This window comes from Bradyrhizobium sp. URHC0002, from assembly GCF_054059515.1.
Window position 1 is genome coordinate 5,789,919 of record NZ_JBSSCF010000001.1, and the last position, 15,131, is coordinate 5,805,049.

The 15,131-nt window shown below is 63.6% G+C and carries 14 protein-coding genes; 13 read left to right on the top strand and 1 reads right to left on the bottom strand.

The genetic code is table 11. The features are described from left to right. The first annotated feature begins 11 nt into the window (after positions 1-11). Genes ACVWVY_RS28310 through nikE form a run of 3 tightly spaced genes read left to right on the top strand, consistent with a single transcriptional unit; the run spans position 12 to position 3,552 of the window. On the top strand, positions 12-1,043 hold the full coding sequence (locus ACVWVY_RS28310) for an ABC transporter permease (RefSeq protein WP_456629457.1): 1,032 nt from the start codon (positions 12-14) through the stop codon (positions 1,041-1,043). Then, a complete protein-coding gene (locus tag ACVWVY_RS28315; RefSeq protein ID WP_456629458.1) occupies positions 1,040-1,888 on the top strand; it encodes an ABC transporter permease in 849 nt (282 codons plus the stop codon). Before ACVWVY_RS28310 ends, ACVWVY_RS28315 begins: the two co-directional genes overlap by 4 nt. After that, positions 1,885-3,552: a nickel ABC transporter ATP-binding protein NikE gene (nikE, locus tag ACVWVY_RS28320; protein ID WP_456629459.1), complete on the top strand. Its 1,668-nt coding sequence runs from the start codon at positions 1,885-1,887 to the stop codon at positions 3,550-3,552. Before ACVWVY_RS28315 ends, nikE begins: the two co-directional genes overlap by 4 nt. A gap of 132 nt (positions 3,553-3,684) precedes the next feature. On the opposite strand, the gene ACVWVY_RS28325 is transcribed toward nikE, so the two are convergent. Beyond that, positions 3,685-4,359 carry a MarR family winged helix-turn-helix transcriptional regulator gene (locus ACVWVY_RS28325; RefSeq protein ID WP_456629460.1) on the bottom strand — a complete coding sequence of 225 codons (675 nt, stop codon included), beginning with the start codon at positions 4,357-4,359 and terminating at the stop codon, positions 3,685-3,687. Here ACVWVY_RS28325 and ACVWVY_RS28330 point away from each other — a divergent pair. The 10 genes from ACVWVY_RS28330 (at position 4,343) to ACVWVY_RS28375 (ending at position 15,127) form a co-directional block, all read left to right on the top strand. Next, on the top strand, positions 4,343-5,620 hold the full coding sequence (locus tag ACVWVY_RS28330) for an amidohydrolase/deacetylase family metallohydrolase (RefSeq protein WP_456629461.1): 1,278 nt from the start codon (positions 4,343-4,345) through the stop codon (positions 5,618-5,620). The two genes, ACVWVY_RS28325 and ACVWVY_RS28330, sit on opposite strands and share 17 nt — an antisense overlap. A 127-nt stretch (positions 5,621-5,747) precedes the next feature. After that, the gene (locus ACVWVY_RS28335) at positions 5,748-8,039 is read left to right on the top strand and encodes a xanthine dehydrogenase family protein molybdopterin-binding subunit (RefSeq protein WP_456632326.1); all 2,292 of its coding nucleotides are present in this window, start codon (positions 5,748-5,750) and stop codon (positions 8,037-8,039) included. After that, positions 8,036-8,872, top strand: a complete 837-nt coding sequence (locus tag ACVWVY_RS28340) for an FAD binding domain-containing protein (RefSeq protein WP_456629462.1) — start codon at positions 8,036-8,038, stop codon at positions 8,870-8,872. The genes ACVWVY_RS28335 and ACVWVY_RS28340 overlap by 4 nt, the downstream gene beginning before the upstream one ends. Then, positions 8,869-10,074, top strand: a complete 1,206-nt coding sequence (locus tag ACVWVY_RS28345; RefSeq protein ID WP_456629463.1) for a xanthine dehydrogenase family Fe-S subunit — start codon at positions 8,869-8,871, stop codon at positions 10,072-10,074. Before ACVWVY_RS28340 ends, ACVWVY_RS28345 begins: the two co-directional genes overlap by 4 nt. A gap of 80 nt (positions 10,075-10,154) precedes the next feature. Beyond that, complete coding sequence (locus ACVWVY_RS28350; protein ID WP_456629464.1) at positions 10,155-11,309, top strand: ABC transporter substrate-binding protein; 1,155 nt, start codon at positions 10,155-10,157, stop codon at positions 11,307-11,309. Between the two features lie 74 nt (positions 11,310-11,383). Then, the gene (locus ACVWVY_RS28355) at positions 11,384-12,256 is read left to right on the top strand and encodes a branched-chain amino acid ABC transporter permease (RefSeq protein WP_456629465.1); all 873 of its coding nucleotides are present in this window, start codon (positions 11,384-11,386) and stop codon (positions 12,254-12,256) included. After that, positions 12,253-13,299: a branched-chain amino acid ABC transporter permease gene (locus ACVWVY_RS28360; RefSeq protein ID WP_456629466.1), complete on the top strand. Its 1,047-nt coding sequence runs from the start codon at positions 12,253-12,255 to the stop codon at positions 13,297-13,299. Before ACVWVY_RS28355 ends, ACVWVY_RS28360 begins: the two co-directional genes overlap by 4 nt. Next, complete coding sequence (locus ACVWVY_RS28365) at positions 13,299-14,075, top strand: ABC transporter ATP-binding protein (RefSeq protein WP_456629467.1); 777 nt, start codon at positions 13,299-13,301, stop codon at positions 14,073-14,075. Before ACVWVY_RS28360 ends, ACVWVY_RS28365 begins: the two co-directional genes overlap by 1 nt. Next, a complete protein-coding gene (locus ACVWVY_RS28370) occupies positions 14,068-14,772 on the top strand; it encodes an ABC transporter ATP-binding protein (RefSeq protein WP_456629468.1) in 705 nt (234 codons plus the stop codon). Before ACVWVY_RS28365 ends, ACVWVY_RS28370 begins: the two co-directional genes overlap by 8 nt. Next, positions 14,762-15,127, top strand: coding sequence for a Rieske (2Fe-2S) protein (locus ACVWVY_RS28375; protein ID WP_456629469.1), 366 nt, complete (start codon positions 14,762-14,764; stop codon positions 15,125-15,127). The genes ACVWVY_RS28370 and ACVWVY_RS28375 overlap by 11 nt, the downstream gene beginning before the upstream one ends. Positions 15,128-15,131: the final 4 nt, after the last annotated feature.

Below are 15,131 nucleotides of genomic sequence, written 5' to 3' on the forward strand. Positions count from 1 at the left end.
AGGTCAGTCAGATGCAGGCCCTTGGAGCAACGGTGATACGGGCGGGCAGGCGCTTCCTGTCCTCGCTGCCGGCGCTCTTTGGTGTGCTCGTCTTCACCTTCCTGCTGATGCGGGTCCTGCCGGGAGATCCCGCGGTGTTCTTCGCCTCGGGGCCGAATGCCGGCAAGGATGAGATCGAGGTCATCCGCAAGCAGATGGGCCTCAACAAGCCGGTGCCGGAACAATTGATGCTGTATCTCCATGATGTCGGCAGCGGCAATCTCGGCAGATCGATGATGACCGGGCAGTTGGTTACGAAAGATCTGCGCGAGCGGCTGCCGGCCTCGCTGGAACTCACTTTCACGGCATTGCTGATCGCATTGGTGACGGCGGTGCCGCTCGGTGTGTTGGCGGCGCTGCGACCGGGCTCCATCATCGACCACGGCGTGCGGTTTTTCTGCGCGCTCGGCGTCTGCGTACCGACGTTCGTTTCGGGCCTGCTGCTGATCTATGTCTTCTATTACCTGCTCGGGCTTGCGCCCGACCCGACCGGACGCGTCGATATCTTTGCGTCGCTGCCGCCAAGACGGACCGGCTTCCTGTTGATTGACTTTCTGCTCGCAGGCGATTTCGATGGATGGTGGGCTGCCTTCCGGCAACTGATCTTGCCGGCGCTGAGCATGGCACTGTTCGTGGTGGCGCCACTGGCGCGCATCACGCGGGCCTCGATGCTGGTCTCGCTCGGCAGCGATTTCGTGCGCACTGCGCGTTCCGTGGGTCTTCCCTGGTGGCGGGTCGTCGTCACTTATGCGCTGCGCAACGCCATCCTGCCGGTCATCACCATCGCCGGCATCGTGTTCTCGACCATGCTCGGCGCCAATGTCCTCGTTGAAAAGGTTTTCTCCTGGCCGGGCGTTGCCTCCTACGCGCTCGATGCGCTGCTCTCTTCCGATTATGCGCCGGTACAGGGGTTTGTGCTGCTGATGGCGACCGTCTTTGTGATCGTCAATCTGCTGGTGGATATCCTTTACGGCATCGCCGATCCACGGGTGACCATCGGATGACCTCAACGACGCTTCGCCATGCCGGCTGGATTCTGCGCGGCAACCCGCTCACCGCCGTTGCCGCTGCCGGGGTCTTCCTGCTCACGCTGATCGCGATTTTCGGGCCGTGGATCGTGCCATATGATCCGATCGTCTCGAACGTGTCGCAGGCCCTGATGCCGCCGAGCGCGGCGCACATCGCCGGCACCGATCAGCTCGGCCGCGACGTGTTCAGCCGCCTTATCGTCGCGGCGCGACTCGATCTTGCCATCGCCATCTCGGCGGTCGGAATCTCCTTTGCCATCGGCGCCGTCATCGGCGCGATCTGCGGCTATACCGGTGGCCGGCTCGACCGCGGCGTCGGCCGCTTCGTCGACGTCGTGATGGCCTTTCCGCTTTTCGTGCTGGCCATGGCGATGGTCGCGGCACTCGGCAATCGGGTGGAGAATATCGTCATCGCGACCGCCATCATCAATCTGCCGTTTTACATCCGCTTTGCGCGGGCGGAGGTGAATGTTCGGCGCAACGTCGGCTGGGTCGAAGCGGCGCGCGCCTGCGGCGACAGCCACCTCTCGGTCGTGCTGCGCTTCCTGCTGCCTAACGTGCTGCCGGCCATGGCGGTGCAGATATCGCTCAATCTCGGCTGGGCGATCCTCAACGCCGCCGGACTTTCCTTTATCGGTCTTGGCGTCAAGCCGCCGACCCCGGAGTGGGGCATCATGGTTGCGGAGGGAGCGCGCTTCATTTCCACCGGCAAATGGTGGCTGGTCGCCTTTCCGGGCCTGGCGCTAATGCTGACGGTGCTGTGCTTCAACCTGCTTGGCGACGGGGTACGCGATATTCTCGACCCCCGCATGCGAACATGACCCAACCGCTGCTGGCCTTGAGCGACCTGCACGTCACCTTCTCGACACGGCGTGGCCTTGTCGAGGCGGTGCGTGGTGTCACGCTGTCGCTCGACGAGGGCGAGATGCTCGGCCTTGTCGGTGAGAGCGGCTCGGGCAAGTCCGTCACTGGCTTTGCGATCACGCGGTTGCTCGATGCGGCCGGGCGGATCACGGCAGGCGACATCCGGTTTCGCGGGCAGGACATTACGCGAATACCGTCGGGTGATTTCCGTCATCTGCATGGCGCGGCGATGGCCATGATCTTCCAGAACCCGCGCGCTGCGCTCAATCCGATCCGCGCTGTCGGCGACCAGATCGCCGATGCGATCTTGGCCCACAAGCGAATGCCGCGAGATCAGGCGCGCGCGCAGGCGCTGGAGCTGCTGCGCGCCGTGCAAATCCGCGATCCCGAAAAGCGGATGGCCGCTTACCCGCACGAACTCTCCGGCGGCATGTGCCAGCGCGTCATGATCGCCATGGCAATTTCCTGCAACCCGGCGCTGCTGATCGCCGACGAGCCGACGACCGGCCTTGACGTCACGACGCAGAAGGTCGTGATGGATCTTCTGAGCGGGATTGCGGCCGAGCGCGGCATGGCGACCATCCTGATCACCCATGATCTCGGTCTCGCCGCCCGTTACTGTCGTCGCGTCGTGGTGATGGAGCAGGGCCGGCTGGTCGAGGAGGCCGAACCAACGACTCTCTTCCATGCACCACAGCACCCTTACACCAAACGTCTGGTGGCGGCTTCGCCCACGGCGAGCTCGCGGATTGGGGACCTGGTGCCGGAAGAGGAGCGGGGGCGGTACGTTGCAATGCACGTCGCGCCTCGGCCGGAACCAGCGCCGGGTTCGCCGCCGCTGCTGGAGGTTCAGAAACTCGCCAAGTGGTTCGATGAGGGTGCCGCGGCGGTGGCGGACTTTTCAATGACGATCGGCGCCGGCGAGAGCGTCGGTCTGGTCGGCGAATCCGGTTCCGGCAAGAGCACGACGTCGCGCATCATCTGCCGGCTGATCGATCCGAGCGAGGGCGAGATCACGTTCGAGGGACAGTCGATCGGCCACATCCCGGCGCGTGATTTTCACCGGTCAGCGTTTCGCAAGGATATCCAGATCGTCTTTCAGGATCCGAACGACAGCCTCAATCCGCGTTTCACCGCCTTCGACTGCATCGCTCATCCGCTGCTGCGGCTTGGCGGCATGCGCCCGGGCGACGCCTTGCGGCAGCGGGTGGAGGAGTGCGCGCAGCGCGTGGGACTGGGAATCGAATTGCTGATGCGGTTTCCGCATCAGCTTTCAGGCGGCCAGAAGGCCCGTGTCGGCATCGCCCGCGCCATCGCCTGCCGGCCGCGCCTGTTGGTGCTGGATGAGCCGACGGCGGCGCTGGATGTCTCGGTGCAGGCGGTGGTGCTGCAACTGCTCGACCGGTTGCGGCGTGAGGATGATTTGGCTTTCCTCTTTGTCAGCCATGACCTCAACGTCGTTCGCATGATGTGCGATCGAACGATCGTGTTACAGAACGGCCGCATCGTCGAACAGGGCGAGAGCCGGGCGATGTTCGACAATCCGAAAACCGCTTACACACGCGAACTGGTCGACGCCGTGCCGCATATCGAGCCAGAGCTGGCTGCGTTCGCGACCTGAGATCATTGACGGCACGATCGCAAGGAGCCGCTTTCGCTCGCCGCTGCGTCCGTTGAAATACAGCGCCTGCGTGTCGAGTGATTACAAATTATGCAGATCGAATTAAAAAGGCGGCAGATCGCACCGTGGGGCTCAATCGAATAGGGCAGTAGCGCTGTCGCGATTGTAGTGGGCCGCGACGATGCGCTGCATCATATCGACGAATACGGCTTGCTCCCTTTCGCTCAAGTTATCGAGCGTAGCGCGGTGCGCGGCCCGCGCCGAGGCCTCGATTTTCGCCAGAAGCGCTGCTCCTGCCGGGGTCAATCTGCAGAGCCGTGCGCGGCGGTCCTCGTCATCCACGGCTCGCTCGACAAAGTTGCGAGCCGCCAGCCGCTTGAGCGCTCCCGTCGTCGTCGTCCTGTCGAGCGCGATATCGGCCGCCAACGTGGTCTGATCGGCGGTTTTCCGGACCGCAAGCGCCGAAAGCAGGCTGTATTGCAGCGGTGTCACCTCGAATTCTCCGCACGCTTCCTGGAATAGCGCGACGTGAATCTGATGCAGCCGCCGAATCAGAAAGCCCGGTCGTTCTGATAGCGGCCACGGGTGATGTCTGGTCTCGCCATGACGCTTTTTTGCCTTCCGCAACACACTTCTCCCAGCCTCGGAACATCGATGCGAGTAGCTCGATTCGATGGGCTTCGCCACGGGACGATCATGGCATGAAGTTTGCTTTTGTGAAATACGAAGTATGCTTCGTATTTTTGCAAGGCGGGAATAACGCCGCCGGCGAAGACAGGAGAGATTGTTCATGTCGATCAGCGCCACCTTCGACCAGCTTCTGTGCGGCGGCCGCGTAATCTGCCCGGCCTCGGGCATCGACGGGATCAGGGACGTCGCCATCCGCAATGGCAAGATCGCGGCGGTGCAAAGTGACATTTTGCCGACCAGCGCCAGAGAGGTGATCGACGTCACCGGCAAGCTGGTATTGCCCGGCCTCATCGATACCCACGCGCATGTCTATCAGTATGTCACCGGCCGCTTCGGCATGAATGCCGACATGGTGGGCGTTCAGTCCGGCGTGACGACATTGGTCGATCAGGGTGGCCCGTCCTGCATGACGCTGCCCGGCTTCCGGCACTTCGTCGCCGAGCCCGCGAAATCACGCGTTTATGCATTCCTGTCGGCTTATCTGGTGGGTGGGCTCGAGGGCCATTACTATCCCAAGCTCTATAGCCCTGATGGTGTTGATATCGATGCCACGGTGAAGGCGGCGACGGCCAATCTCGACATCGTCCGCGGTATCAAGGCCCACGCCGAGATCGGCGGTTTCGCGCGCTGGGGCATTCGCGTCATCGAAATGGCGGCCGAGATCGGACGCCGCGCCGATCTGCCGGTCTATGTGCATTTCGGTCAACTCTGGGGCCTGCCCGAAAGCGGCACCAACGGTGAAGACGTCGATACGATTTTGGCGCGCGTGATTCCTTTGCTGCGCGAAGGCGATGTGCTGGCACATCCGTTCACGCGCCATCCCGGAGGCTTCGTCAATCGTGAGGGAGAAGTGCACCCAGTGATTCAGGCGGCGCTCGATCGCGGCCTGAAGGTCGACGTCGGTCACGGCAGCCATTTCTCCTATCGCCTCGCCAAAAAAGCGATTGCCGCCGGTATCATTCCGACCACGCTCGGCGCGGACATTCACGGCTACAATACCCATGTGCCGGCGCCCGCCGGTACGCCCGACCAGCATGAGGATGACGAAAATCATCCCTTCGCCGGCCAGGCCAAGTTTAGCCTGGTCCAGGCGATGAGTTCGATGATGGCGCTCGGTCTGACGCTCGAGCAGGTCGTGCCGATGGTCACATCCAACCCTGCGAGGATGCTCGGCCGCGCTGACGAAATCGGCGCCCTCAAGATTGGCAGGGACGCCGACGTCTCGGTGATCGGGGAGCGGACCGGACGATTTGTCCTTCGCGACAACGAGAACAATGAAGTCATCGCCGAGCGTCTGCTGCAGCCTGAGTTCTGTCTGCGCGGCGGTGCGCGATACGACGCAGTGGCGCCAATTCTGCCGCAGGCCGTTGCGGCGTAGGGGGAGCGTCAGTTCGATCGGGGAGAACGTCACCGTGCGCAATGAGCGCGAGTTTCCTTCCGCAGGCGGAGCGGGCGCCAGACAAGGCGTCGGCGCCCGGCTGCCGCGAAAAGAAGACGATCGCCTGATGCGGGGCCGCGGCCGGTTCGTCGCCGACATCCGCCTCGCCGGGCTGCAGGACGTCGCGTTCGTGCGCAGCCCTTTGGCGCATGCGCTGATCCGCGGCATCCACATCCCGGAGCGCTATCGCGGCAGCGTTTTCACTGCGGCGGATCTCGCCGGCGTCAATCCGATCCGCGCGGTTTCAGGGCTGCCGGGATTCAAGATTTCCGAGCAACCGGTGCTTGCTACCGGCAAGGTGCGCCAGGTCGGCGAACTCGTCGCCATGTGCGTGGCGCCGACGCGTGCCGAAGCCGAGGACATCGCGGCGGCAGTGACGCTCGATCTCGAAGAGCTTCCTGCCGTCTATGACATGCTAAGAGCGCGCGAGCCGGGTTCGGCGCTGGTGCACGAGCATTGGGGCGATAACGTCTTTCTCGAAACCAATTTCGAGGTCGATATCTCCAGGGCGTTCGATGCGCCGATCAAGGTGTCGCGCGAGATATCGACCGCGCGGCAGTGCATGTCACCGCTTGAGGGGCGAGGCGTGGTCGCGACCTTCGATCACCGCCTTGATCAACTTGCGCTCTATTCCTCGGCCCAGATGCCGCACATCACGCGCAGCGGCCTTGCTGAATGCCTCGGCATGGAGCTGGGCCGGATACGTATCGTTTCGCCCGACGTCGGCGGCGGCTTCGGACATAAGGGAATTTTGCTGCCGGAAGAAGTCTGCCTTTCCTGGCTGACGATGCGTCGCGGCCATCCGGTGCGCTGGACCGAGGACCGCCGCGAGCATCTCACGGCCAGCTCCAACTGCCGCGAACACCACTACAAGATCACCGTCTATGCCGGCCGCGACGGCCGGCTGCGCGGCATCGACTGCGAAGCAACCGTCGATTCCGGCGCTTACTCGTCCTATCCGTTCTCGGCGTGCCTTGAGGCGGCGCAGGTCGCCAGCATCCTGCCGGGACCTTATTTGATGCCGGCCTATCGTTGCCGGACGTTTTCGGTCGCCACCAACAAGTGTCCGATCCTGCCCTATCGCGGCGTGGCGCGTACCGGCGTCTGCTTTGCGCTGGAATTGATGCTCGATCTGGTCGCGGCGGAAGCCGGGCTGGAGCCGGGCGAAGTGCGCCTGCGCAATCTGGTGCGACCGGAGCAGATGCCGTTCGACAATATTACCAACAAGCACTTCGATAGCGGTGACTATCCCGAAGCGATGCGCCGCGCGCTTGCGTCCATCGACGTCGAAGGCGTGCGCGCGCGTCAGCGCAAGGGCGAGGCGGACGGGCGCAGGATCGGCGTCGGCATCTCCATCTATTGCGAGCAGGCCGCGCATGGCACGTCGGTCTATTCCGGCTGGGGCATTCCGATGGTGCCCGGTCACGAACAGGCGTCCGCCCGGCTGACGCCGGATGGCGGCCTCGAACTCCGCGTCGGGGTGCATTCCCACGGTCAGGGGATGGAAACGACGCTCGCCCAGGTCGCGCACGAAATGCTCGGTGTCGACACTGCCAAGGTCCGCATCATCCTCGGTGACACGGCGATGACGCCGTACTCCACAGGCACCTGGGGATCGCGTTCGATGGTGATGGCGGGCGGCGCGGTCGCAACCGCCTGCCGCGAGTTGGGCGAACGCGCCAGACGCATCGGCGCCAAGCTGTTGCAGCACGATCCGGCTGCGGTGGTCCTGCAGAACGGCGAGGTTCGCGGCGTCGACGGCAGCGTCACCCTGAAGGAAATCGCCCACACCTGGTATCGCCGCCCGCAGGATCTGCCGGCTGACGTTGATCCCGGCGGGCTTGAGGTAACGTCCGGCTACAAGCCGCAGCGCGATACCGGGACCTTCAGCTATGCCGCGCATGCCGCGGTCGTCGCCGTCGATCCTGACATCGGCGAGGTCGAGATCCTTGACTACGTCATCGTCGAAGACGGCGGCGTTCTTGTCAATCCGATGGTGGTGGATGGCCAGATCTATGGTGGTCTGGCGCAGGGCATCGGTACCGCGCTGTACGAGGAGATGCCGTTCGATGCGGCCGGCCAGCCGCTGGCGACGACGCTTGCGGATTATCTCTTGCCGGGACCGACCGAAGTGCCGGCGCCACGTCTCGATCACATGGAAACGCCGTCGCCCTATACGCAGTTCGGCGTGAAGGGCATCGGCGAGGGCGGCGCCATCGCGCCGCCGGCCGCGATCGCCAACGCCGTCAACGACGCGCTGCGGCCGCTCGGTGTGGAACTAATGCAGTCGCCGATTACGCCATATCGCATCGTTGCGGCGGTTCTGGCCGCGCGCGACGCAGAAAGGCCGGCGGCATGAAACCGGCGCCTTTCGGCTACGAACGTCCACGCGACTTGCCGGCAGCACTTGCCGTGCTCGGCGAGGCCAAAACTTCCGCCAAGATCATTGCCGGCGGCCAGTCGCTGGGTCCCATGCTCAATCTGCGGCTGGTGGAGCCGCAGCTGATCGTCGACATCACCGGTCTTGCCGAGCTCAAGCAGGTCGAGCGCCGCGGCGACGAACTCGTGCTCGGAGCCTGTGTCACCCATGCCGACATCGAGGACGGGCGCATTCCGGACGTCACGCGCGGTGCCATGCAGGGCGTCGCCACCAACATCGCCTACCGCGCCGTGCGTAATCGCGGCACGGTCGGTGGATCCCTCAGCCATGCCGATCCCGCGGCAGACTGGGTATCCGCGCTGTCGGCGTTGGGTGCGCGGCTGACGCTGCGAAGCCTTTCAGGCGCGCGCATGATGGCGATGGAGGACTTTATCGTCGGCGCGCTCGAATCCGCGCTGCGCGATGGTGAGATCGTCGAAACCATCCATGTGCCGGCGATGCCGGCATCGGCGCACTGGGGCTACGCCAAGACTTGCCGCAAGACGGGGGAGTTCGCGCATGCAATAGGCGCAATCCTGATTGATCCAAGCGCGGCGACCGCCCGCGTCGTGATTGGTGCGATCGATTCCGCGCCCGTTGTCATCACGAATGCGGTGGAATTGTTCGGCGGACGTATTACCGGCGACTACAAGAAACGCTTCGATGCGCGTGTCGCTGATGTCCTGCTGGCAAAGGCGGGCGTCTCGAATGCGGCGCATCGTCATATTCATGTGAACGTGCTCAAGCGAGCGGTCAGCGAGGCTGCGGCATGAACATGATCGCACTCACCGTAAACCAGCGCGCCGTGCAGGTATCAGCCGAAGCGCGCACCAATCTTGCGGACGTTGTTCGCGAGAAACTCGACCTGACCGGTACCCATCTCGGTTGCGAGCACGGCGTCTGCGGCGCGTGCACCGTGCTGCTCGACGGCGTTCCGGCGCGTTCGTGCATCACCTATGCGGTGGCCTGCGAAGGGGCTGAGGTCACCACGATCGAGGGCCTCGACGACGACAACATTACGACGGAGCTTCGCGCAGCCTTCACCCGCGAGCATGCATTGCAATGCGGTTACTGCACGCCGGGAATGCTGGTCTCGGCGCGCGATCTCGTGCTGCGCCTGCCGCAAGCCGATGAGCGTCTGATCCGTGTTGGTTTGAGCGGCAATCTGTGCCGGTGCACCGGCTATGTCGGCATCGTGCGCGCGGTGCAATCGGTAATCGAAGCGCGGCGTGCCCGCGATATCGCGCCGATGCCGGATGGAGGGCGAAAGATCCTGGGTCCTGTTGGCTCAGGTCGAAGCGTGCACGACGGTGCCGACCGGGCCGAACACATCCGGCCGGAAGCAAGCGACCAAACGTCGCCCGAAGCGGTCGGTCCGGCCCCTTCGATCCCGGATTTCATCCCGGCCACCGTCCTGGAGCAGCAGTTCAGCGTCGCGCATCCGTCCGAACGGGTCTTTGCGATGTTCGACGACATCGCGGCCGTCGCGGCCTGTCTTCCTGGCGCATCGTTGACGACGCCGCCGAAGCCGGAGCGTGTCGAAGGTGCCATCCGTGTCAGGATTGGCCCGATTGCCGCGACGTTCCAGGGTGCCGCGCGCGTCGAACGTAATCCGGCCGATATGTCCGGCCGCATCGTCGGCATCGGCAATGACCGGCGCAGCCGGTCGTCGACGCGGGGCGAAATTCGTTATCGGCTGGTGTCGATCGAGCAGGGGACACGTGTCGAACTTTCCATCGGCTACACGCTTGCGGGCATGCTGGCGCAGGTCGGAAGGCCAGGGCTGGTGCGCGATCTCGCAGCGCGATTGATCGCGGAGTTTGCCAGCAATCTCGACCGCCGCCTCTCGGGCGTGTCACCGGGCGTTGCTACGGCGGCTGAACTGAACGGAATGGCGCTGGTCGTCGGCCTCTTGCGCGCGCGGGTCGCGGGTTGGGTTGGCCGTTTCTTGTCGAAGAATGATGGAGCGACGTGATGAATCGAAGTCTCCGCGCGAGGCGGAAGCGACGAGAGTTGGACTGCGGATAGATGAACAGCGTGAGATTGGAGAACCACATGACACGGACTTTCAGACTTGTTCCGACGGTTGCGCTGGCGGTCGCCTTGCTGGGTGGTGCCGCCAACGCTCAAACCATCAAGATCGGCGTCAATGAGCCCCTGACGGGTGCGTTCGCCGCGTCGGGTACCTACGTCGTCAACGGCGCCAAGATCGCTGCTGATGAGATTAACGCAAAGGGCGGCATTCTCGGCAAGAAGCTCGAACTCGTCATCGAGGACAACAAGAGCAATCCGACTGAAGCAGCCGCCGTCGCCGAAAAGCTGATCACGAGCGACAAGGTGCCGGTGCTGATGGGGGCGTGGGGTTCGAGCCTGACGCTTGCCGTGATGCCCAAGCTGATGGAGTACGAAACGCCGATGGTGGTCGAGACGTCCTCGTCGGGCAAGATTACCACGACTGGCAATCCCTACATCTTCCGCATCTCGCCGCCGTCGGCGATCGAGGCCGCGGCCTTCAAGGGGATCGTCGACAAGCTCGAACTGAAGAAGGTCGATTTCCTCGTCATCAACAACGACTGGGGTCGCGGCACGGCTGAAGACTTCAGCAAGATGATGAAGGAAAAGGGGATCGCGGTCGGGAACGTCGAGACCATGGATCAGGGCGCGCAGGACATGAGCGCACAGCTTTCCAAGCTGAAGGGCACCGATTCCGAAACCATCATCGTGACCACCGCGGTGGACCAGTTGACGCTGATCTTCAAGCAGGCCGCAGCCCTCGGCCTCAAGAAACGCATCATCACCACCGGCGGCTCGCAGAACCCCGATCAGATCATCGCGCAGGCGGGAGCCGCCGCCAACGGCACGATGCACCTCACCACCTTCCTGCCCTGGTTCCCCGACAAGACCCCAAACCCCGAAGCAACCAACTACTTCATCGCTGAATGGAGGAAACGCGGCTTCGACTTCGCCGGCTGCACCGAGAGTTTTCGTGGCTATGACGGCATCCGCACCGTGGCGGCCGCAATCGAGAAGGCGGGCAAGGCAGAGCCTGCAGCGATCAAGGCGGCGCTGTGGGATATCAAGATCAAGGGCCTGAACGGCGACATCGTGTTCCGCAAGTCCGGTCCCGATGGCAAGGAGAGCGGCCAGAGCCAGCCCAACGTCTATCTGATCGAAATCACCGACGGCAAGATCGGCATGAAGACGCTCTGACGTCACAATAGTGATCGGCGAGGGCCGCGGCGCACCCGCTGGCCTCGCCGGAATCGGGATATCCGGGGGCCCCCTTGAGCGAGTTTCTGCAACATCTGATCAATATGCTGGTGCTCGGCGGCACCTATGCCCTGCTGGGCATCGGTCTCACCTTGATCTTCGGCATCATGAATGTCGTGAACTTCACGCATGGGGTGCTGTACACATTCGGCGCGTACATCATGTTCATCGTGGTGCATCAGCTCGGAGTTAACTTCTTCCTGGCGCTGCCGCTCGCGGTCATCGCCGGCTGGCTGCTTGGCGCGGCGATAGAACTGACTCTGCTGCGGCCGCTGCGCGGCTCCGACATCGACACGACCATGCTTGTCATGATCGGCGCCTGGATCGCGATGCAGTCCGGCACGTTGTGGATATGGGGCGGCGTGGCGAAATCGGTGACAACGCCGTTCCCCGAGGCGCCGCTGGTGCTGGGACCGGTTTCCGTGTCCTGGCTGCGGCTGTTCGTGCTTGCCGCGGCAGCGGTGCTGATCGTCGTCACCTATCTCCTGATCAACAGGACAAAACTTGGTTGCGCGATGCGGGCGACGTTTCAGGATCAGGACACCGCCTCGCTGATGGGCGTCAATGTCGACCTGATCTACACCTCGACCTTCGCGATCGGCTCCAGCCTTGCCGCCGCCGCTGGCGCGCTGCTCGGCCCGGTCTACGTGATCTTTCCGCAAATGGGCGATCTCGCGGCCGTCAAGGCATTCGCGATCGTGATCCTCGGCGGGCTCGGCAACATCACCGGCGCGGTCATTGGCGGCTTCATTCTGGCATTGGCGGAGGAACTGGGCGCCGGTTATGTTTCATCGGGGTACCGCGACGCCATGGGCTTTTTGATCATTATCGCGGTTCTGATCTTCAAGCCGACTGGACTTTTCGCGCGCTCGGAGCGCGTCGGATGAAGTTGGGTGTCGCCATTCTCACGGTCGTCGCGTTCGCATCGGTGCCGCTCTGGTTACGCGATCCGTATCTCATGAACGCCCTCATCACGACCGGCATTTTCATCATCGGCGCGATGAGCCTCAATCTGCTGCTCGGGTTCACCGGCCAGCTCAGCCTCGGTCATATCGCGTTCTTCGGAATCGGCGCCTACGTCAGCGCATTGACGTCGCTTGGTTTCGATGTCGGCTTGCCCGTTGGCTTCCGCATTGTTCACGATCCCTGGCCGCCAATCGCCGGCTTCGTGTTGGCCATCGTCATTGCGGGATTGTGCGGATATCTCGTGGGACTGCTCTCGTTTCGCGTGCGCGGCGCCTATTTCGTGATCGTGACGATTTCCTTTGCCGAAGTGGTCCGCCTTGTGGCGCTGAACTGGGTCGAGCTGACGCAGGGCCCGCTGGCGTTGACCAACATCCCCTCGATGACGGTCGGATTGCCGGGTCTCGGCGATCTGACCCTCCGCACCAAGCTGCAGAACTATTACCTCGTGCTATCAGTCGCGGTCGTCACCTATCTGCTGATCTCGCGCCTGGTCCACTCGCATTTCGGCCGGGCCATGCGCGGGCTGATGGAAAACGAAGCGCTGGCGGTATCGGTCGGCATCGACGTGACAAGGACCCTCACGCTGGCCGCGGTGATCTCGGCCGGGATCGCGGGCGCAGCCGGCAGTCTTTACGCACACTATATCCGGATCATCGATCCCGAGGTATTCGCCTTCATCAGCACGGTGACGATGGTGATCATGGTCATCACCGGTGGCAAGGGGTCGCTCGCTGGACCTGTCGTCGGCGGCATGATCTTCGGGCTGTTGCCCGTGTTCCTGCGTCCGATCATGGCGCCGGAGGCGCAATGGATCGCCTATGGCGGCGTGCTGATCGTCATCCTGTTCGTCTTGCCGCGCGGCATCGTGCCGTCGCTCGCACAACGGTTTGCGAAACGGCGGAAGCACATCGAAACACGTGCCCCGGTTGCTTTTACCGAACGCGATGCCAAGGAGCACGCGTAATGACAGCGACCGCCCTGAAGGTCGAGAAGGTGGCCATGCATTTCGGCGGGCTCGTTGCGCTCTCGGACATGAATTTTGCGGTCGGCGAAGGCGAGATCGTCAGCCTGATCGGCCCCAACGGCGCCGGCAAGACCACGGCGTTCAACATCGTTACCGGCTTCCTGGATCCGACCCACGGCGCCGTAAGCTATCGCGGGACGGCGCTCAACGGACTGAAGCCGCACCAGATCGCCGACCTCGGCTTGATCCGCACCTTCCAGCGCACCAGCGTGTTTCCGAACGACACCGTTTACGACAATCTGCTGGTCGGGCTGCACCGTCAGGGCAGGGTGAGCCTGCTCGAAGCCATTCTGGGCCTGCCGCGTGCGCGGTCTTCGCAGCGGCGCTTGCGGGAACGCGCCAGCGAACTGGTCGAACGGGTTGGCCTCGAACGCCGCGCCCACGATCTGGCCGGCTCGTTGTCGTATGGCGAGCAGCGGCTTGTCGGCGTGGCGCTGGCGCTGGCCGCAGAGCCGTCGATGCTGCTGCTCGACGAGCCGGTCTCCGGCATGAACGCTTCGGAAACCCACACCTTCGTGCAGTTGGTCCGCAACATTCGCGACCGCGGCGTCACCATCCTTCTGGTCGAGCACGACATGCCGATGGTGATGAGCGTCTCGGACAGGATCGTGGTGCTGAACTACGGCCGGATCATTGCCGAAGGAACGCCGGACGTGATCCGGAACGACCCGGCCGTCATCGAGGCCTATCTCGGGCAGGGAGCGACACGTGCTTGAGATCCGCGACATGGTGTGTGACTACGGCGGGGTCACGGCGCTCCGCGGTATTTCACTGGAGGTCAAGTCCGGGCAGCTCGTCGCCCTGATCGGCGCCAACGGCGCCGGCAAGAGCACGACGCTGCGCGCGATCTCGGGGCTCGTGGCGCCACGTTCGGGATCGATGCTGTTCGAAGGCAAGGACATTGCGGGCGCCAAGCCGCCGCGCGTGGTGGCCAGCGGGATCGCGCATTGTCCGGAAGGGCGGCGGGTATTCCCGCATATGACGGTCGAGGAAAACCTCGACATGGGTGCCTATCTCCGCCGCAGTGCGGCCGAGATATTGGCGGACCGCGATCGCATCTATGCGGAATTTCCTCGCCTGGCCGACCGCAAGCGGCAAGCCGCCGGCACTTTGTCGGGCGGCGAGCAGCAAATGCTGGCGATCGGCCGGGCGCTGATGTCGCGGCCGCGCCTGATCATGTTCGACGAGCCTTCCCTTGGGCTTGCGCCCAACATCGTCGCGCGGACTTTTGCGATCATCCGCGGCATCCGCGATGCCGGAACGACGGTCCTGCTGGTGGAGCAGAATGCCTTTGCGGCGCTCGAGATGTGCGACCACGCCTATCTGCTGGAAGGCGGTCGCATCGTTCTGTCCGGGCCAGGCGCCGAGATGATCCAGAACGAGCACGTGCAAAGGGCCTATCTTGGCGGATGAGCGGCTTGAGACGGCGGCGCCGTCAGGCGATGAGCAATGGATGCCGGTCTGCGGGCTTAGCCGGCTGATTTCGCAGACGATCGTCTGTATCCGCGTCATCGGTATCGATCTGATCCTGGTCTGGAGCGATGGACGCGCGGTCGCCTGCGAGCGGTTGTGTCCGCATGAACAGGCCGACCTCAGTCTTGGACACCTGTCGGGAGGACGCTTGTTCTGCCCCCGTCACGCGGCTTCGTTCGATCTCCGTAACGGGCGAATTTCCTATGGCTGGCAGAGCCGGCCGCTGCGGCTCTACCCGGTCCGGATCAGGGACGATCAGGTCTGGATCGACCCTGCGGCGATCAAGTCGCTATGACGTG

Bases quoted from the DNA above. Each gene is read 5' to 3' on its own strand.
- ACVWVY_RS28360 (WP_456629466.1), top strand. From the start codon at position 12,253: ATGAAGTTGGGTGTCGCCATTCTCACGGTCGTCGCGTTCGCATCGGTG.
- ACVWVY_RS28345 (WP_456629463.1), top strand. From the start codon at position 8,869: ATGAACATGATCGCACTCACCGTAAACCAGCGCGCCGTGCAGGTATCA.
- ACVWVY_RS28365 (WP_456629467.1), top strand. From the start codon at position 13,299: ATGACAGCGACCGCCCTGAAGGTCGAGAAGGTGGCCATGCATTTCGGC.
- ACVWVY_RS28340 (WP_456629462.1), top strand. From the start codon at position 8,036: ATGAAACCGGCGCCTTTCGGCTACGAACGTCCACGCGACTTGCCGGCA.
- ACVWVY_RS28310 (WP_456629457.1), top strand. From the start codon at position 12: ATGCAGGCCCTTGGAGCAACGGTGATACGGGCGGGCAGGCGCTTCCTG.
- ACVWVY_RS28315 (WP_456629458.1), top strand. From the start codon at position 1,040: ATGACCTCAACGACGCTTCGCCATGCCGGCTGGATTCTGCGCGGCAAC.
- ACVWVY_RS28330 (WP_456629461.1), top strand. From the start codon at position 4,343: ATGTCGATCAGCGCCACCTTCGACCAGCTTCTGTGCGGCGGCCGCGTA.
- ACVWVY_RS28335 (WP_456632326.1), top strand. From the start codon at position 5,748: ATGCGGGGCCGCGGCCGGTTCGTCGCCGACATCCGCCTCGCCGGGCTG.
- ACVWVY_RS28350 (WP_456629464.1), top strand. From the start codon at position 10,155: ATGACACGGACTTTCAGACTTGTTCCGACGGTTGCGCTGGCGGTCGCC.
- nikE (WP_456629459.1), top strand. From the start codon at position 1,885: ATGACCCAACCGCTGCTGGCCTTGAGCGACCTGCACGTCACCTTCTCG.